The sequence below is a fragment of the Streptococcus caledonicus genome (assembly GCF_042656225.1).
Classification (GTDB): domain Bacteria; phylum Bacillota; class Bacilli; order Lactobacillales; family Streptococcaceae; genus Streptococcus; species Streptococcus caledonicus.
Window position 1 is genome coordinate 14,363 of the sequence record NZ_JBHSOJ010000009.1, and the last position, 17,988, is coordinate 32,350.

Below are 17,988 nucleotides of genomic sequence, written 5' to 3' on the forward strand. Positions count from 1 at the left end.
AAATCAGTACCGTCAATTTATTTCTGTTGTAGAGCTACAAACGTCAATACTGATAATAGCCCAGCTTCTTATTTTTATATTACTACGATAAAGGCTTAAAGTCCACTATGGTACAAAGCAATCATTAGCGACTTCGTCGCCTTAAAGTCATCGCATCAAGAGTGCCGCTTATTATTCCGGACTACCTTAATGGGATAGCAACATGTTCTTATCAGATTAACAATTCTAATGGGTTTTCCAACAAGTTCTTGAGGTCAACCATGAATTTGGCACCATTCATACCATCCACAATACGGTGGTCAATTGTTAAGCAAAGCGCCATGATTGGACGAATCTTAATTTCACCATCAATAACAACTGGTGTTTGAACTGTTGAAGCAACACCTAAGATTGCTGAGTTTGGTTGGTTAATGATTGGGTTGAATGTCTTCGTACCAAACATTCCCAAGTTAGTGATTGAGAAGGTAGAACCTGACATTTCTGCTGCTTTTAACTTACCAGTTTGCGCTTTTTTAATCACATCTTTTGATGCGACTACAAAGTCTGACAAACTCATCTTATCTGCACCGTGAACAACCGGTACAACTAAGCCCTCATCAAGACCAACCGCAATACCAATATTAACAAACTTATGCAATTCAATTTCTTGAGCATCATTGATGAGAGAGGCGTTAAGGTAACGGTGTTCTTCTTTCATCAAAGTACGCGTTACAGCAAGACCAATAAGGTCTGTAAAGGTCACTTTAAGACCTGTTTTATTCATTATTGGTTCAAGCACTTGTTTACGAAGTGCCATAAGGTTTGTCATGTCAATGTCGTAGTTAAGCGTAAAGGTTGGTGCCGTCAAGTATGAGTGTGTCATACCTTTTGAAATAGCTTTACGCATTGCAGACATCTTGATGATTTCAACACCTTCTGGTAATTCTTTAGCTCGTTTTTCTTCAGCTTTAGGTACTTGTACTGTTTCTGCAACAACTGCTGGCGCTACAAGAGCAAGGACATCTTCTTTGGTAATCTTACCACGAGCACCTGTTCCAACAACAGTTGCAAGATCAATTCCTTTATCAGAAGCAATTTTAGCAGCCAATGGAGTTGCTTTAGGTTGTGCACCTTTAAAGTTCTCCACATCATCTTTGTGAACACGACCATTAGCACCTGTTCCAGGTACAAGACCAAGATCAACACCTTGTTCAACAGCCAACTTACGAGCTGCTGGCGTTGCACGAACCTTACCACCATGATTTTGTGGCGTAGCTACAACAACTGCTGACACTTCTACTCTAGGTGCAGCAACAGATTCTTCAACTGGACTTGCCGCCTCAGCAACTGTTTCAGAAGCCAAAGTCGAAATACTCTCACCAGCTTCACCAATATAAGCAATGATTTCAGTAACTGGAACTACCTCACCAGCTTGGCGAGTGATTTTCAAAAGAACACCTGATTCTTCTGCTTCAAGTTCCATATTTGTCTTATCTGACATGATTTCAAGAAGGACTTCACCTTCAGTGACCGTGTCACCTTCAGCTTTTTTCCACTCGATGATTTCACCTTCTTGCATGTCAACACCAAGTTTAGGCATGATTACTTCAAAAGCCATGTTTTTTCCTTTCAGTTTTATTAGAAAGTTTCTTTTATGATAGTGTCTTGTGGTGAGAAAGGGTGCTTATTCTCTGTACCTTTCATACTTATCAAACATAGAAAGTCTCACCACACAGAAACTACCGAGCTTTACTAACTCGCGCTAGCTTTAGCCCTAAACGTCTAAGTTGGAAAATTAGTTTCCTTTGTTTGCCATTTTGTAAATCGCTGCTTTGATTTTAGCAACATCTGGCAAGATTGCTTGTTCAAGAACACGCGCGTATGGTACTGGCACATCTTCTGAAGCCAAACGAACGATTGGGTGGTCAAGGTAGTCAAAGGCTTCGCTTTCTGTAACGATTGTTGCGATTTCACCGATGAATCCACCAGTCTTGTAAGCATCGTTGACAAGCATCAATTTACCAGTTTTCTTAACTGAGTTAATGATGATTTCTTTATCAAGTGGGATAAGGGTGCGTGGGTCAACAACCTCAACGTTGATACCATCTGCAGCCACTTCCTCAGCAGCTTGTAACACGCGCTCAAGCATACGTCCGTAAGATACAATAGTGATATCTGTACCTTCACGTTTGATCTCACCTTTACCAAGTGGCAAGTAGAAATCTGGATCTTGAGTCACTTCTTCTTTTTTACCGTAAAGTGCTTTTGGCTCCATGAAGATAACGATGTTATTATCTTGGATAGCTGATTTCAAAAGCCCTTTAGCATCGTTGGCATTCCCTGGAGCAACAACTTTGATACCTGGAATATGTGTCAACCACGCTTCAAGTGATTGTGAGTGTTGCGCTGCCGAACCAATACCTGAACCAGATGCAACACGGTAAACGACAGGTGTTTTCAATCCACCACCAAACATGTAGTTGTTTTTAGCTCCGTTGTTGACAATCGCATCAAGAGCAATTGTGATAAAGTCCATGAAGGTAAGATCAATGATTGGACGAAGTCCAGTAATCGCAGCACCAACTGCCGCACCAGCAATCGCAGCCTCAGAGATTGGCGTGTCTTTAACACGTTTTTCACCAAACTCAGCAAGCATACCTACAGATGTCCCGAAGTCACCTCCATAGATACCAACATCTTCACCCATAAGGAAGATGTTCTCATCTTTACGCATTTCTTCGCTCATTGCAAGGTTAATCGCCTCACGCAAAGCCATTAATTTTGTTTCTGACATGTTATTTTCTCCGAAAAATGATTTTTTCTTTTGCGACCTATGGTCGCCTCATTTTTGATTTGCCAGTCCACCTTTGGTTTTATGGCTAAAATGAAAGCCTAAAGTCCTTCATTTTGCCTGTATCGTCACCTACTGGTAACGATACTTGAACCACAGCGGTGACTGGCGTTAGACCGTCGCTTTTTATTTGTTAAGCGACGACTCCTAGCAACTTTGTCGCAATATTCTTTCAATAATTTCTTAATCTACCCAAATGTCTTCAAAAGCAACAGACAAGTCTGGATCTGGACTATTTTGAGCAAATTCATAAGCATCGTCAACTTCTTTTTTCACTTGTGCTTGAATCGCATCAAGTTCTTCATCAGTAGCGATACCTTCTGCTGTCAAGTATTGACGGTATTTGATCATTGGATCTTTTTTCTTCCACTCATCAACTTCTTCTTTGGTACGGTAAACACCGGCATCGGCTGTAGAGTGCCCAAACCAACGGTACGATTCAACTTCAACAATCGCTGGTCCATTGCCACTGCGCACATGCTCAACAGCTTTCCCCATTGTTTCATAAACCGCAAGAACATCGTTCCCATCTTCACAGTAAAAACCAGGGATACCATAAGCTTCTGCACGAGTGTAAAGGTGAGGCGTATTCGTCGCGTTTTCAATACTCATTGAAATACCGTAACGGTTGTTGATGATAAAGAAAATTACAGGTAGTTTCCATGTTGCTGCCATGTTAACAGACTCGTGGAATGAACCTTCGTTAGTTGCACCATCACCAGAGAATGCCACAACAATATTATTTGTGCCTTTGTATTGTTGCGTCAATGCAGCACCGACAGCCATCGCATACCCACCACCAACGATACCATTAGTCCCGTAGTTACCTTTAGCAAAGTCTGCAACGTGCATTGATCCACCACGCCCTTTTGAAACACCAGTTGCTTTACCAGCAAGCTCAGCCATCATGGCATTCAAGTCCATATCTTGGGCAATTGATTGACCATGACCACGGTGGTTAGAGAAGAAAATATCATCGTAGCTCAAGTGTTGAACCGCACCTACGTTAGCGGCCTCTTCACCAACTGAGAAGTGAGTCATCCCTTGCACGAAACCACGACGAACAAGTTTATTGATACGCATGTCAAATTCACGAATGCGTTCCATTTTCAGAAACATTTCTAAATGTTGTTCTTTTGAAAGTGTTACCATTACGGCCTCCATTTAATCATATTACTCCATTATGATATTCCTTTTTTTCACAAAGCGCAAATTTTTGAACCGTTAATTTTAAAGGGATTTAAGGCATCAAAAAGTCATTTTAGTTAGTGAACTCACAAACTTTTTCGGTCAATAAAAAACCTGAGAACTTCCCTCAGGCATTTTAAATTATTCAGCAGATAAAGACAGCTCATAAGCTTCTTGAACAAAGGTATCAATTTCCCCAGATGATTTAAGTTCTCCAATCACTTCATCAATGACTTTCTTCAGTGATTCGCTTCCTTTAACCATGGCTACAGCACTACCTGGTTCACCAGCATCTTCTTTTAATGGAATTCCAGCAATTGCCAACTCTTCATTATTGGCCACGTAACCTTTAGCAATGGTTTCCTCCATGACAATAGCATCAAGCTTCCCTGAATTTAACTCAGTCACCATTTCAGTAATCTGCATCAAAGAAACAAGATGACTATCTGGAAGTTGTTCTGTTACAATTGGTTCCTGGATGGAACCTTTTTGAGCTCCGACAGCTCTGTCAGCTAGACTACTAGCTGAAGTGTATTTCCCCATATTCTCTTTTTTAATCAAAACAATATTTTTAGCATTGTAGTAAACATCTGAGAAATCAAAGTTTTTAGCACGCTCCTCGGTTGCTGAAATACCAGAAATAGCAATATCAGCTTTCTTAGACACGAGACTAGCTAAGACATTATTAAATGACATTGGCGACAGTTCAAGTTCCACACCCAATTTATCTGCAATTGCTTTAGCAATCTCAACATCTGCTCCAACGATTGTATCTTTACCATCTACCAAAGTCTTAAACTCAAAAGGGGCATAATCTGGGCTTAATGCTACAACTAATTTCCCTTTATCCTGTATATCTTTTAAAGACGTATCTTCTTTAGTTTTAGAACTTCCGCAAGCTACTAATGTTAAAGTAGCCAATCCCATAAGAACTGTTGTAAATAATTTTTTCATTATTAAGACCTCATTTGTATTTTTATTATCTTACATGTATTTTATGTTATATTTATTCAAATGTCAACTGTTTTCTTGATATTTTTTCAAAAAATAAAAACCTGCCAAATCAATTGACAGGAATTAGGAAATTTTGTGAGTAATATTAGTTAAGAGCTGAAAGAAGTGCTTCTGCTTGTTTATTAAGATCTGAAAGAACTTCTTCAGTAGCAACAAATTGGCCATCTGCCCAAGCTGAGTCGTTAACTTTTGAGAAAGTCAACTGATCAACAAATTGTGTACGGATAAATGGCATCAAGTTACGGAAACCTTCTGCCACTTGCTCATGTCCGCCGTTTGCAACTACTGAAACAGTTGATACTTTATCTTGAAGTGCTGAAGCACCTGTTGTGTCTGAAAGATCAATAGCACGGCTCAACCAATCAAGCAAGTTTTTCACTGATCCTGGAATCGCAAAGTTATAAGCTGGTGAGAAAATCCAGATAGCATCTGCAGCAACAACAGCGTCACGAACTGCTTGAACAGCTGGCAACACTGGTGTTTCAAGGTCTTGTGAGAATACTGGTACATCTTTCCAGTTGAGGTAAGAAACGTTCGCTTTACCTTCTAAAACTTTTTCAGCATTAGCTGCTAGCTGATGGTTAAATGAGCCTTCACGTAGTGAACCAACGATAAATAGAATGTTTTTCATAGATTTTTCCTCTTCTTTATTAAAAAATGATTTGATAGTGTTAATGATTGACATAATGTCTCCTTCTAAAAACACTACATAGTAATGTTATGGCACTATATTATCACTACTTAGTAATATAGTCAACCCATTTGCTCAACAATTTTTAAATTTCTTAAGTAAGTCAATCAGCTGCGTCTGCTCATCTGACGACAAAACGGCAAATGTCTCCTCAACTTTATCAATATGGGCTGGTAAAGCTGCCGCAATAACCTCTCTTCCTTGATCTGTCAAATCAATCCAAAAAGCCCGTTTATCATTAGGACAAGCAGTCTTATTTATCCAACCCTTTTTCTCCATATTTTTAATGACCACAGTCATATTGCCAGAAGTAGCTAGTGTACTATCAATCAAATCACCAATTTTCATACTGCCTTTAGCATAAAGAACATCCAGGACACCAAACTGAGCTGGAGTTAGTTCAAAATCCTTGAAACTTTCTGAAACTTTAGCATCAATTGTACGAAATGCCTTACGAAGAACCACCATTGATTTGACCGCATTATTTTTGAAATTCGGCATAAAACCTCCATTATTACTATTTAGGGCTATTCTATCAAAGAACAGCTGTTTAAACAAGAAAAAACAGCTCTCACGAACTGTTTTCTTAAAATAAGTCGTCAAATAAACTTAATTGGTTATCTTCTGGCATATTACCCAAGATACCCATTTCATCTAATTTTTCAACAAGAGTCAATGATAAACCACCTCGTTTACGCAATTCTGTCTTAGAAAGAAATTCCCCTTCTGCACGCGCCGCAACCAGTTGCTTCGCAACGTTTTCTCCCAAGCCCTCAAGAGCTACAAATGGTGGAATCAAGGTATCTCCTTCAATTAAGAACTCAACCGCATTTGATTTATACAAGTCCAGTTGACCAAACTTAAAACCACGCTCTAACATCTCATTAACAATTTCAAGAGTGGTAAACAAGTCATTTTCAACATTACTTGCCTCATTACGCTGACGTTTTTCAGTAATATCCTTCATACGAGCCTTGACCGCATCCAGACCTGCACACATGGTTTTCAACTCAAAGGCCTTGGCACGAATAGAGAAATAAGCACAGTAATACATGATAGGATGGTGAACCTTGAAGTAGGCCACGCGCAAAGCCATTAAAACATAAGCTGCCGCATGAGCTTTTGGGAACATGTACTTGATCTTACCACAAGATTCAATGTACCAATCAGGGACATTGTTATCACGCATGGCTTGAATATAGCCATTACGCTCCTCCTCGGAAATCTTCAGCCACATCCCTTTACGAACCCGCTCCATGATGTTAAAGGCCATCTTAGGAGGAAGTCCCGCATGCATCAAGTAAACCATGATATCATCACGGCAGCCAATTACTGTTTTCAGTGTTGCAATACCTTGTTTAATCAAATCTTGTGCGTTGCCAAGCCAAACGTCCGTACCATGTGACAACCCTGACAACTGCAACAATTCCGCAAACGTCGTCGGTTTCGTCTCCTCAACCATGCCTCGAACAAAGTTTGTTCCAAACTCAGGAATCCCCAACATACCAGTTGGTGTTCCAATTTGCTCCGGTGTCACCCCAAGAATCTCCGTCCCAGAAAACAAGGCCATAACTCCTGGATCATCAGCTAAAATGTCCTTAGGATCAATACCTGATAAATCTTGTAACTTACGAACCATGGTCGGGTCATCGTGTCCCAGAACATCAAGTTTCAAAACATTCTCATCAATATCGTGGAAGTTAAAGTGAGTAGTCTGCCAAGCAGCATTTACATCATCTGCAGGATATTGAACAGGTGTAAAATCATAAACATCCATATAATCTGGAATAACAACGATACCACCAGGGTGCTGCCCCGTGTTTCGTTTAACACCTGCCGCACCTTTTGCCAAACGGTCAACTTCAGCCTCACGGTAAAATTTACCATAATCACGCTCATAGCCCTTAACAAATCCATAAGCCGTCTTATCTGCAACTGTACCAACAGTTCCTGCACGGAAGGCATAATCTTCCCCGAAAATATCACGCACATCCAAATGAGCACTTGGCTGATCATCTCCAGAAAAGTTCAAGTCAATATCAGGAACCTTGTCCCCATCAAAACCAAGGAAGGTCTCAAAGGGAATATCCTGTCCATCCTTTTTATAGAGCGTTCCACATTCTGGACAATCCTTATTCGGCAAGTCATAACCAGAACCATAAGAACCATCTGTAATAAATTCGCTGTGCTGACAATTTGGACAAACATAATGCGGTGGCATCGGGTTCACTTCTGTAATCCCAATCATCGTCGCCACAAAACTTGACCCAACAGACCCACGCGAACCGACCAAGTAACCACGCTCATTAGAGCGATTTACCAACATCTGAGAAGCCAAATAAATCACCGCAAACCCATTACCAAGAATAGACGTCAATTCTTTTTCAATCCGCAGATCAATAATATCAGGCAACGGATTACCATAAATCTCAAACGCCTTTTGATAAGTCATTTCAGCAACTGTTTCTTCCGCCTGAGGAATGTAAGGTGTATATAGGTCTCCCTTAACCACCTCTACTTCTTCAATAATGTCTGCAAAAGCATTCGTATTCGTCACGACAACTTCATAAGCCAACTCTTCACCAAGAAAAGCAAAATCATCGAGCATTTCATTCGTGGTACGGAAATGAGCTTCTGGTAACGGTGCCGGTTGCGCATTCTCACCACGACCAATCGTACGGTTTATCAAGGCCCCTTGCCCCAAACTACGTACAATAATCTCTCGATAAATAGCATCTTCAGGCTCTAAATAATGGACATTACCCGTCGCCATAACTGGCTTAGCCGAACGACGCCCAACCTCAATCAAGTCTTTAATGACCTGCTGAACAGCAGCTTCATCCTTAATCAAATCCTTAGCAATCAGCGGTGCATAAATCGCAGGTGGCATGATTTCAATAAAATCATAGTATTTAGCAACCTCTACCGCCCCATCAATCCCTGATGAGAGAAGGGTATCAAAGACTTCACCCTCTGAGCAGGCTGTCCCTAATAGCAGTCCCTCACGGTGCGCATCTAAAATCGTTCGAGGAATACGAGCCACCCCTTCAAAGTATTTCACATTTGACAAGGAAACCAACTTAAAGATATTCTTCAAGCCAATCTGGTTCTGCACATAAATAGTCACATGCTTGACACGAGCCTTTTTATAAGAATCCTCAGCAATCAGTTTGGTATTTAATTCTGACAAATCAGTAATTCCATGGCGGTCCAACACATCATTAATAAAGATAAAAAGAAGTCGCCCTGTAGCTTCCGCATCATAATTGGCCATGTGGTGATGTTCCAAAGAAACTTGGAAACGCTTAGTCAACGGCCCTAAACCATGACGTTTAAATTCTGGATACAAATTCCGAGCAAATTCCAAGGTATCAATCACAGGTTGGGTGATGATTGGCAGACCGTGACGCTCATAATTGGCATTCATGAAGCCAACGTCAAAGGTTGCGTTATGGGCTACTAGAACTGTGCCTTCACAGAAAGCCTGGAATTCCTCTAAAACCTGTTGCAAAGGCTTTGCTCCACGAACATGATTGTCAGTAATCCCTGTTAATTCGGTTGTAAAAGCTGACAAAGGATGACCAGGATCAATGAACTCATCAAATTGCTCAACAATATTCCCCTTGTACATTTTGGATGCCGCAATCTGAATCAAACTGTTATGAACCGCAGAAAGCCCTGTTGTTTCAACGTCAAAAACCACATAGGTTGCTTCCTTCAACGGCATCGGAACTTCATTATAAGTAATCGGAACACTATCTTCAACTACATTCGCTTCTAAACCAAAAATAGCCTTAATACCAGCCTTCTTAGCCCTATGATAACCGTGTGGAAAGGATTGTACATTAGCATGGTCCGTAATGGCAATAGCGGGATGACCAAAACGCTTAGCCGTATCAATCAAATCTTCAACCGTTGGCAAAGCATCCATAGTTGACATATTCGTATGAGCATGCAGCTCCACACGCTTTTGCCCTTCAGGCATCAGATCTTTACGAGGAGTATGCACAATTTCCTTAACTTGCTGAACATTCATTGTCAAACTCTTCGTGAAAGGATTCGTCTCAATATTTCCTTGGACACGAAGCCAAGCTCCTTTGGCAATCATATCAAATTTCTTGAGTTCTTCATCATCTTTAGCCCACTTTTGCATCGCAAAACTAGACGTATAATCCGTCATCTTGAAATTAATGATATGACGACCAGTCCTTGTTGTTTTCTTTTCAACATCAAACACAACCCCCTCAAATACAATACGATTTTCCTCAGTCTCAATCTCAATCATTGGCGTTATCGTCGCCTTCTCAAAACCAGCTTGACGCTGAGCCACACGTTCTTTAAAATCAAAACTAGGAGCTGCTTTTTCCTCTGCCATTGGTGCCATCGCCTCCAATGATTTCTGCGCCTCTAGATTCTCCTGAGTCGCCTTTTCAACTAAGGCCTCACGACTAGCCACAAATTCGTCTTGTAGCGCCTGAGTTATTTCCTTATGAGAAATTATATCAAACTGAGCTTTGTCAAAGCCAAAACGCTGAAACTGCTCTTCAAGCTTTGGTAAATGACTTTTTTTAAAATGATCATTATTGACAAAAGCTGGCGCTTCAATAATAAATTTACCATCAACAAACTGGACAGTCAAATTCATGAACGAAGCCTTAAAGCTGGCGCTGTTACACAATGGTAATTCAAAAGCCTCACGATAATATGCCTGAATTAAATCATCAGAAGCACTCGTATTTTCAGCATGAATATCAAAAGTCGCCTTAATATCTGCACGTTCAAAAGTCACCACTAATCGACTAGCTAATTCACGATAAAGTTCAATCGGTAGTATTTCACCAAACGAAAAATGAAACTCCCAATGCCGACTAACTGTATGCACCTTTACTTCAAGAATATCCCCAGACGAAAAAACACTTGAATTTCTCCATTCAAGCGGCATTTCTATCTGCTCCATTAATTTCTTAAACAGTTCAGACATAACTTTCTCCTTGTCCATCATATCACCATTTTAACATAAAAGTCCTAAAAACAAAACTCTCAAATAAAAACGATTCCAAACTTTAAATCATTAGTTACTCTTACGAAACATTCCCGTAGTTGCTAATTTCAATGAGTGGTTTCAGGATAGAAAAGTCAATTTTTTGACAAAACAATCAAATAACCCATATTATGCACGATCCAACAGTCCTTATACCAACAATTTCAATTGCCTTTATATCTGAAAACGTCAAAACTTTGTGGCGATAATGTTGAAAAATGGATGTTCTTCTATAAGTTGATAAGCTAAAACGTTAATATCATGTGGCGATTTTTATTTTTATAGTCCTCCAATCGCTTGATAGGACCGGGAGGAAGAACAACAGGAATGATTCTTTACACATTTATATTGACAAAAACGTTATAAGTATGCCATACCCCATCAGACATAGGCCACTGTCAATTAAAGTCGAATTATCCTATAAAAATTAAAAAAACGCTGATAAATCAACGCTTCCTATTTCTAAGCTATACCGGCGGCCGGGGTCGAACCGGCACGCCCGTGAGGGCACTGGATTTTGAGTTTGGTTCTTATGGTTTTATAAGAATAAAAACTAGTCAAATCAACACTATTAGCAATTCCCTCTATCGTAAAAACGGTAGAATTTTTTGTTTTTAGTAACTTTTTAGAAGTTAGGGGTTGACAAAGCTGTAGAGAAACATTATTTTAATTATAAACATGGTTATAATGATGAAAGGAGATTTATGGCAAGAGGTAAACCAGTCCCAGCGAGCAGTATGTTTGATAATCCTACAAATATTTCAGCAATTGTAGATAAATCAACCAAACTAAATTTGGAGATCATTGCAGGCGAACTAGTAAGAAATTTAGGTTATCCCCCAACTCAAGGGCAGGTAATAGATTTCCTTGCTAAGTTTTATCTTGAAAACACTCAAAAATAGACGACATCTATATCGTTTATTTTTTAAACAACATAACCACGTTTATATTTTTTAAAATTTTTATATACAAAAGGAGAAAGATATGAGAGCTAGAGCCTCGCCATGTACTGAATAATTTATAAATCCCTACACTATATTTCTACAATTCACAAGGAGAAACACTATGACACTCATTCAATTTATTTACTCTGCCAGCCCTGCACAAATTAAAGCCTTACAAATCAAAGCTAATGCATTAACAGGAGATGTCACAATTTCCCAAAATGTAACACCTATCACTGACGCTTTAAAAAATCGTCTCGGACTTAAAACTGTTCAGACAGCTCTAGCTCGTAAACTTGCATATGCCTCTGTTCGTCATCATTACAAAGATGGCACTACCATGATGGAAGACATCTTAGCAGGAAAGACAAGACGTCACCCTAAAAGTTATATCTAATTCAGTGGGAGGGGTTCCCTCCCTTATTTGAAAAAAGAAAGAAAGTTTGTTATGAAAAATATTTATAGAAGTTTATTTTACATGTTCTTCACAGGTTTCGGAGTAGCATTGTATTACATCCTTTTCTTAACTAGTGCGTATTCTCCATTATTAGAAACAATCATAATTCTAATGTCTATTGTTACTATTTTAGTCTTAGTTATTTGTATTGAGATAATTGTTTCTAGCGAGAAAGAGGAAAATAAGTATGAAAATGCTGAAACTGAACAAATCCGTGAGAGTGAAGTTTAATCCCTATGCTATTACTTCTCATAGGCTTTTTCTTAGTAGAATAGGGATTGAATTGCTAATGGGTATCTTATTGATAAATACTTGGCTTTCAATCCCCTTTATACCTTTTAGATTGATTATGTCATGTTTCTTCATAAGCCTTATCATTCTTGTAGAATTCTTTTTTAGAACTTCTTTTATGTCAAAAATTCAAAATGTGTTATTTGTCAGAGAATCTTTATTCGATATGCTGATTAGTTTGAATTTGTATGAAGAAAACGATAATGTAGTTATTAACAGTGCTACATTACATTTTGATATTGCGTCTGATAATAGTGTAATTATTACAGTTCCACTTTTTGGTAATAAATTTTTGAAACTTCTTAAAAACCTAGAGGAGTATCTTATACCAACATTAGGACTGCCTCTAATATCAAAACAAGAATTCCCTGATTATGTTATTTATAAACTCGGTCACATAGAAGAAATTGAACAGTATGTTTTCAATAGCCATACATTGACTAAAGAATTTTTTGAAGATATTCCTAGTCCAATAATCAAGCTATCAAATACTCAGCAATTTAGTCTAAAATCAAATACTAATCTCGGGATTTACGGTCGAACTGGAACAGGAAAGACAATAGCTCTACAATGGTACTTATTTAATGCAATAGCTAAAGGTTGTGGCATTACTGATAATACTTATTTAGGAATAGTTGATGGTAAGGGAGCTGATTTATATGCCCTTGGTAAACTTCTTCAAGAAGAGTTAGGGGAGCAAATAGCAGTAGGCTCTTCGCCTCAAATGTTAGCAAAATTATCAAGACAGTTTGTAGAAATAATGAATGAACGTTTTGAAATTATCAAGCAGAACAGTTCATTAAATGCTGATGCCTATGATTTAGAAATGACCCCAAATTTTCTCTTTGTTGATGAGTTAGCTTCTATCCGTGACAGCTGTGGTTCTAGTAAACAAGGTAAGGAACTATGGAATGAGATTTTGCAAAACTTAGGGTTGATTGCACGTAAGGGAAGGCAGGCAGGTTGTCACTTGCTTCTATCTACGCAAGACCCTAACGCTGAGAATATCCCAGTAGAATTGAGGAATCAAATTTCAGCAATTTTATACCTTGGTAATCCAGGGAATGACCGTTTGAAAATGGCTTTCTCTATGTGTGAATTGGAAAACGTGCCTACTGTATCTGATAAAAAAGGAGAAGCTCTCTTCTATGCTGACGGTATAGGTTCTGTTGAACCAGTGATAACAATTGTTCCATGCGTTGAGGTAAGAACCAAACAAGAATTTTTGCAGGTAGTTAGAAGTATACTACCAAACTACTAATGACGGTCTTTTTCTCTGTTGGAATAGGCAGTCTTTCCAATAGAGAAAAAGAGCAAACCGACTGCTTCGCAGGAGGTCAAAAGAAAGGAAGATATCATGAAATTAAATGATTTTTTGAAGCCAGAATTATTAGGTAATCGCTTCTTTGCTGTAAAAGGCTATACAGAAGTATTAGATAGAGAGACCAGTAAGCCTACCGCCTTTCGTCTTAATGTGTCAATTCAAGATGAGAATAGCGATTTTTTCATGGAAATGATACAGGTAAAAGTAAATACTTTAACACCTACTTTGACAGTTCAAGAAATGGCAAATAATAAAACTTGTCCTGTTATATTAAAGGATTTGAATGTGGGGCAGTTCAACGGAAATCTCTGGTTTTCTTGTTCAGACATTCTACCTGTAGCAAAATAATCATACTTCTAATGGAGGTCGGCAAGCTGGAAGCGTGTTTAGCAGAGCAGTGCTTAGGATCACATGATAGAAGTTAGGAGGAGCTTTGCTCCTCCTAGTTTATTTATTATATAGACAATCTTTTGGCGAAAAGCAAAGTTAAAAGGAACTATTTTTTATGACTTCATATAATAAAAAAATAGTCCGCACTTCTTCCTATTATGAAAAGCCAATATTTTCAAAGGGAAAATCAATTTTAGATACTAATGCTGAAAACAAGGAAAAATCAAAACGCAGAACATTTGACGAACTAACACCAGAAGAACAAGAACAACGTCTTGAACGCATGAAGAAAACTCGCTTAGAAGCAAAGTGGAATTTACTCCGTCTAGTCGATTGTAATTTTGATGATACGACTTCTTTTCTCACATTAACCACTAAAGAAAATATCAGCGATAGAAACCATTTCAAAGACTTACTCAAAACCTTTTTTAAACGCTTTAATTATCACATATTTAAGACTAAGAAAAGCCAATTAAGATATATAGCAGTATTAGAAAAACAAAAACGTGGGGCATGGCATGCTCATATTCTGCTTTTCAGCGTTCCTTATGTTCCACACCGTCAACTCTTGGAACTTTGGGGATATGGAGCAGTACGGATAAATAAAGTTGATGTCGATAGCAAAGAAAACCGCGGTCGATATGTTACCAAATATTTTGAAAAAGGTATCGGACAGGAGCTATTGGAAAACTTTGGTAAACAAGCCTATCTATCATCACGTAATTTGAAGAAGCCTGATGAGGATAAGTTTTATACTTATGAAACTTTTGACTATAATAACTCAACCGTCCTATATGAAGCGGAATACACCAGCAAAGTCTATAAAGACGGACAGTATTTCGATAATCACGTTACCTACAAAAAGATAAAGTTAGATACAAAGGAGTAAGTCACATGATAGCAACCGTAAATAAGAATGACCTCATTGCCCTCGGTTTCTCTGAGGGAACTTCTAAACGAATTATCAGACAGGGGAAAGAGCTTTTAATAGCAAGAGGATTTAGGGTTTATCAAAATAAGCGTATTGGAACTATCCCTGCTTCTATCGCTACTGAATTACTTGGTTTTGATGTCCAAAATAGCTCTCTTTCTAGGGGGTAATATATGGCAATTAGAAAAGATAAAGACGGCGGTTGGATAGTTGATATTAGCAATGGTTTTGACCCAATAACACTTAAGCAACGTAGAATAGTCAGAAAGGGCTATAAGACCAAGAAAGAGGCTACTGAAGCAGAACACTACCTAAGAAGTGTAGAGCTCAAAGAACGCTTCTATGGGGCTAAAATTACCCTTTCAATGCTCTATGAACTGCTAAAAGAAGAAGATAGTATAAATCATCGAAAAGTTAGCTATATCAACACACAAGAAAATAACTATAATAAACACATAAAAGGTTATTTTTCAAAGGTTGATAATGTCGCAAAACTAACCTATGAAGATATTTACCAGTTCAGAGAACATCTTAGGTAAAAAGTTGCCAAAAATTCTGATAATCCTTTAAGCACAAATACTATCAACAAAATCATGATTCTGCTTAAAAAGATTTTTGACGTCGGCTTGCGAAAAGGTTATTACTCTACAAACCCAGTAAAGCTACTAAAAAAATTGCCTGTTGAAAAGACTAAAATGCAGTTTTGGACGGTCAAAGAATTCCAGCAGTTTCTAACACTGTTTGAACAAGAAGAATATAATATAAAATTACTCTTTACTGTTCTATTCTTCACAGGGTTAAGACTTGGGGAAGCACTTGCACTAACATGGAAAGACATCGACTTTTCAAGCAATACAATTCATATCACAAAATCTGTCTATGTCAATAAAGGGATTAGCCATATCAGCACAACAAAAACTAAAGCAGGAACAAGAAGAATTGTTATCAATAAAAAATTAAGCCAAGAACTACAACATTGGCAAGAGCACCAAAAACATCTGTTAGAGAAATTTACTAGTGATAGCTTGACCCTACAAGTGTTTCAAAGTAACCCTATCACAATTACAAAAAATGCTATTGAAAAACAGTACAAGAAAATACTTGAACGTGATAAGTCACTTAAAAAAATACGAATACACGATTTAAGGCACTCACACGCTTCCTTGCTGATAAACCAAGGGGAAGATTATCTAGTTGTAAAAGAAAGGCTAGGACATGCTTCTATAACGACTACAATTGACACCTATTCTCACCTCTATCCAAGTAAGCAGAAGGAATTGGCAGAAAAACTAGACGATTTATTATAATATCAGAAAAACTTAAGTTGAGCAATCGAATTTTGTAGACTACAATCAAATAATATGATATATTATAGTTGCCAAGCGGATAGCAAAGTTCATTCATTGTATATCCAAATAAGAAAAAAAGTAGCTAACTATCAAATGAAATTGAAAGGAATAATGAAAATAAATATATTTATTGTATATAAAATATGACTACTTAGTCGTATGGAATGGTACAAACTTTAGTTTTATAATATATAAAAAAAGACTCAAAATTTGAGATCTAGTATAGGAAAAAATTGTTTATTCACACAGTTTAATGAAAACTGTAAATTTTTCAAATTTATTACTTAAAGATTTTCGTAATCATAGTTTACTACTTTTGTCTTCTTTCCTCGTCCACTGGGCGGGGTTTTTTAGTCAATAAAAAAACAGAGCGCCTACCAACTCTGCTATTATGATATAAAATCTTGATTAAAGACTATTTAATCAAGATTTGAATAAGCTCAATAATAAAGTGTTCAACTACCTTGGCGGTAATAGACATAGCTAGTTGCACTAGTAGCTGCCAAGCGGATAATGCAACAAATTTTTTTGTATTTTGTTCTTTCATCTGTATACTCCATTTATGGAAATACACACTTCATAACAAAACTAACGGTAAGCAATCAGCATTGAAAGAGGTAACTTAACTAAAAAATATAGCAAGTTTCACAATAAACAAATACATTGTGGTTTCAATTCCATATTCACCCCACCCTACCTCCGATAGTAACATTTTACATTAGAAATTAAAATTATGCAATATAAAAATTCTAGTAATTCTTAGTAATTAAAAAAGAGAATTAAAAAGACAAAAGAAAGGACAAGGCTTAGAAACCTTGTCCTTTCAATATTTTTAACTATACCGGCGGCCGGGGTCGAACCGGCACGCCCGTGAGGGCACTGGATTTTGAGTCCAGCGCGTCTGCCAATTCCGCCACGCCGGCTTAAAAATATAACTGGGGTAGCTGGATTCGAACCAACGCATGAGGGAGTCAAAGTCCCTTGCCTTACCGCTTGGCTATACCCCACTAAAATAGGCGAATGAGGGGAATCGAACCCCCGAATGTCAGAGCCACAATCTGATGTGTTAACCACTTCACCACATCCGCCATATTTTAAACACGGGCAGTAGGAATTGAACCCACACTGAAGGTTTTGGAGACCTTAGTTCTACCTTTAAACTATGCCCGTAAGATGGAAAGAGAGGGATTCGAACCCCCGAACCCAAAGGAGCGGATTTACAGTCCGCCGCGTTTAGCCTCTTCGCTATCTTTCCAATTAGTGCCGAGGACCGGAATCGAACCGGTACGAAGGTTACCCTTCGCAGGATTTTAAGTCCTGTGCGTCTGCCAGTTCCGCCACCCCGGCGCCTCAAGCGAATGACGGGATTCGAACCCGCGACCCCCACCTTGGCAAGGTGGTGTTCTACCACTGAACTACATTCGCATCTCTTTGACTTATGCCGGCTACATGACTTGAACACGCGACCCTCTGATTACAAATCAGATGCTCTACCAACTGAGCTAAGCCGGCCTATCTCTCTTATGCGGGTTAAGGGA

The 17,988-nt window shown here is 38.4% G+C and carries 15 protein-coding genes, 8 tRNA genes and 1 pseudogene; 8 read left to right on the plus strand and 16 right to left on the minus strand.

Annotated features, from left to right (window positions below; translation table 11 throughout):
- Positions 1-211: 211 nt before the first annotated feature.
- From ACFPQ3_RS01355 to ACFPQ3_RS01385, 7 genes are all read right to left on the minus strand, one after another.
- On the minus strand, positions 212-1,597 hold the full coding sequence (locus ACFPQ3_RS01355) for a dihydrolipoamide acetyltransferase (RefSeq protein ID WP_156807134.1): 1,386 nt from the start codon (positions 1,595-1,597) through the stop codon (positions 212-214).
- Positions 1,598-1,774: 177 nt separating this feature from the next.
- On the minus strand, positions 1,775-2,773 hold the full coding sequence (locus ACFPQ3_RS01360; protein WP_121835855.1) for an alpha-ketoacid dehydrogenase subunit beta: 999 nt from the start codon (positions 2,771-2,773) through the stop codon (positions 1,775-1,777).
- A gap of 240 nt (positions 2,774-3,013) precedes the next feature.
- Positions 3,014-3,982, minus strand: a complete 969-nt coding sequence (locus ACFPQ3_RS01365; protein WP_156807135.1) for a thiamine pyrophosphate-dependent dehydrogenase E1 component subunit alpha — start codon at positions 3,980-3,982, stop codon at positions 3,014-3,016.
- 177 nt (positions 3,983-4,159) lie between these two features.
- Positions 4,160-4,972, minus strand: coding sequence for a transporter substrate-binding domain-containing protein (locus tag ACFPQ3_RS01370; RefSeq protein ID WP_156807136.1), 813 nt, complete (start codon positions 4,970-4,972; stop codon positions 4,160-4,162).
- A gap of 145 nt (positions 4,973-5,117) precedes the next feature.
- The gene (locus tag ACFPQ3_RS01375) at positions 5,118-5,663 is read right to left on the minus strand and encodes an NADPH-dependent FMN reductase (RefSeq protein WP_156807140.1); all 546 of its coding nucleotides are present in this window, start codon (positions 5,661-5,663) and stop codon (positions 5,118-5,120) included.
- Between the two features lie 135 nt (positions 5,664-5,798).
- A complete protein-coding gene (locus ACFPQ3_RS01380) occupies positions 5,799-6,224 on the minus strand; it encodes a MarR family winged helix-turn-helix transcriptional regulator (RefSeq protein WP_156807137.1) in 426 nt (141 codons plus the stop codon).
- 85 nt (positions 6,225-6,309) lie between these two features.
- Positions 6,310-10,704: a PolC-type DNA polymerase III gene (locus ACFPQ3_RS01385; protein WP_156807138.1), complete on the minus strand. Its 4,395-nt coding sequence runs from the start codon at positions 10,702-10,704 to the stop codon at positions 6,310-6,312.
- Between the two features lie 764 nt (positions 10,705-11,468).
- On the opposite strand from ACFPQ3_RS01385, the gene ACFPQ3_RS01390 reads away from it, so the two are divergent.
- The 8 genes and pseudogenes from ACFPQ3_RS01390 (at position 11,469) to ACFPQ3_RS01425 (ending at position 16,408) form a co-directional block, all read left to right on the plus strand.
- Positions 11,469-11,666 (plus strand): hypothetical protein, encoded by a 198-nt coding sequence (locus ACFPQ3_RS01390; protein WP_105153635.1) that lies wholly within the window; start codon positions 11,469-11,471, stop codon positions 11,664-11,666.
- A gap of 163 nt (positions 11,667-11,829) precedes the next feature.
- Positions 11,830-12,105, plus strand: a complete 276-nt coding sequence (locus ACFPQ3_RS01395; RefSeq protein ID WP_136647426.1) for a hypothetical protein — start codon at positions 11,830-11,832, stop codon at positions 12,103-12,105.
- Positions 12,106-12,156: 51 nt separating this feature from the next.
- Complete coding sequence (locus ACFPQ3_RS01400; RefSeq protein ID WP_105153633.1) at positions 12,157-12,396, plus strand: hypothetical protein; 240 nt, start codon at positions 12,157-12,159, stop codon at positions 12,394-12,396.
- Complete coding sequence (locus ACFPQ3_RS01405; protein ID WP_198039937.1) at positions 12,353-13,717, plus strand: P-loop NTPase family protein; 1,365 nt, start codon at positions 12,353-12,355, stop codon at positions 13,715-13,717. The genes ACFPQ3_RS01400 and ACFPQ3_RS01405 overlap by 44 nt, the downstream gene beginning before the upstream one ends.
- 96 nt (positions 13,718-13,813) lie before the next feature.
- The gene (locus tag ACFPQ3_RS01410; protein WP_018377892.1) at positions 13,814-14,128 is read left to right on the plus strand and encodes a hypothetical protein; all 315 of its coding nucleotides are present in this window, start codon (positions 13,814-13,816) and stop codon (positions 14,126-14,128) included.
- A gap of 157 nt (positions 14,129-14,285) precedes the next feature.
- Positions 14,286-15,059, plus strand: coding sequence for a rolling circle replication-associated protein (locus tag ACFPQ3_RS01415; protein ID WP_156807139.1), 774 nt, complete (start codon positions 14,286-14,288; stop codon positions 15,057-15,059).
- 5 nt (positions 15,060-15,064) lie between these two features.
- A complete protein-coding gene (locus ACFPQ3_RS01420) occupies positions 15,065-15,271 on the plus strand; it encodes a DUF3173 domain-containing protein (protein WP_105153632.1) in 207 nt (68 codons plus the stop codon).
- Positions 15,272-15,274: 3 nt separating this feature from the next.
- Positions 15,275-16,408, plus strand: a pseudogene (locus ACFPQ3_RS01425) (tyrosine-type recombinase/integrase).
- Between the two features lie 457 nt (positions 16,409-16,865).
- On the opposite strand, the gene ACFPQ3_RS01430 reads toward ACFPQ3_RS01425, so the two are convergent.
- From ACFPQ3_RS01430 to ACFPQ3_RS01470, 9 genes are all read right to left on the minus strand, one after another.
- Positions 16,866-16,997 carry a hypothetical protein gene (locus ACFPQ3_RS01430; RefSeq protein ID WP_269747759.1) on the minus strand — a complete coding sequence of 44 codons (132 nt, stop codon included), beginning with the start codon at positions 16,995-16,997 and terminating at the stop codon, positions 16,866-16,868.
- Between the two features lie 292 nt (positions 16,998-17,289).
- Positions 17,290-17,373 (minus strand) — tRNA-Leu (locus ACFPQ3_RS01435).
- Positions 17,374-17,385: 12 nt separating this feature from the next.
- Positions 17,386-17,457, minus strand: a tRNA-Gln gene (locus tag ACFPQ3_RS01440).
- Positions 17,458-17,465: 8 nt separating this feature from the next.
- Positions 17,466-17,538 (minus strand) — tRNA-His (locus tag ACFPQ3_RS01445).
- A gap of 11 nt (positions 17,539-17,549) precedes the next feature.
- Positions 17,550-17,620 (minus strand) — tRNA-Trp (locus tag ACFPQ3_RS01450).
- Between the two features lie 4 nt (positions 17,621-17,624).
- Positions 17,625-17,705: transfer RNA gene (locus ACFPQ3_RS01455), tRNA-Tyr, on the minus strand.
- 6 nt (positions 17,706-17,711) lie between these two features.
- Positions 17,712-17,797: transfer RNA gene (locus ACFPQ3_RS01460), tRNA-Leu, on the minus strand.
- A 6-nt stretch (positions 17,798-17,803) separates the two neighbouring features.
- Positions 17,804-17,875: transfer RNA gene (locus tag ACFPQ3_RS01465), tRNA-Gly, on the minus strand.
- A 14-nt stretch (positions 17,876-17,889) separates the two neighbouring features.
- Positions 17,890-17,962, minus strand: a tRNA-Thr gene (locus ACFPQ3_RS01470).
- Positions 17,963-17,988 lie beyond the last annotated feature (26 nt).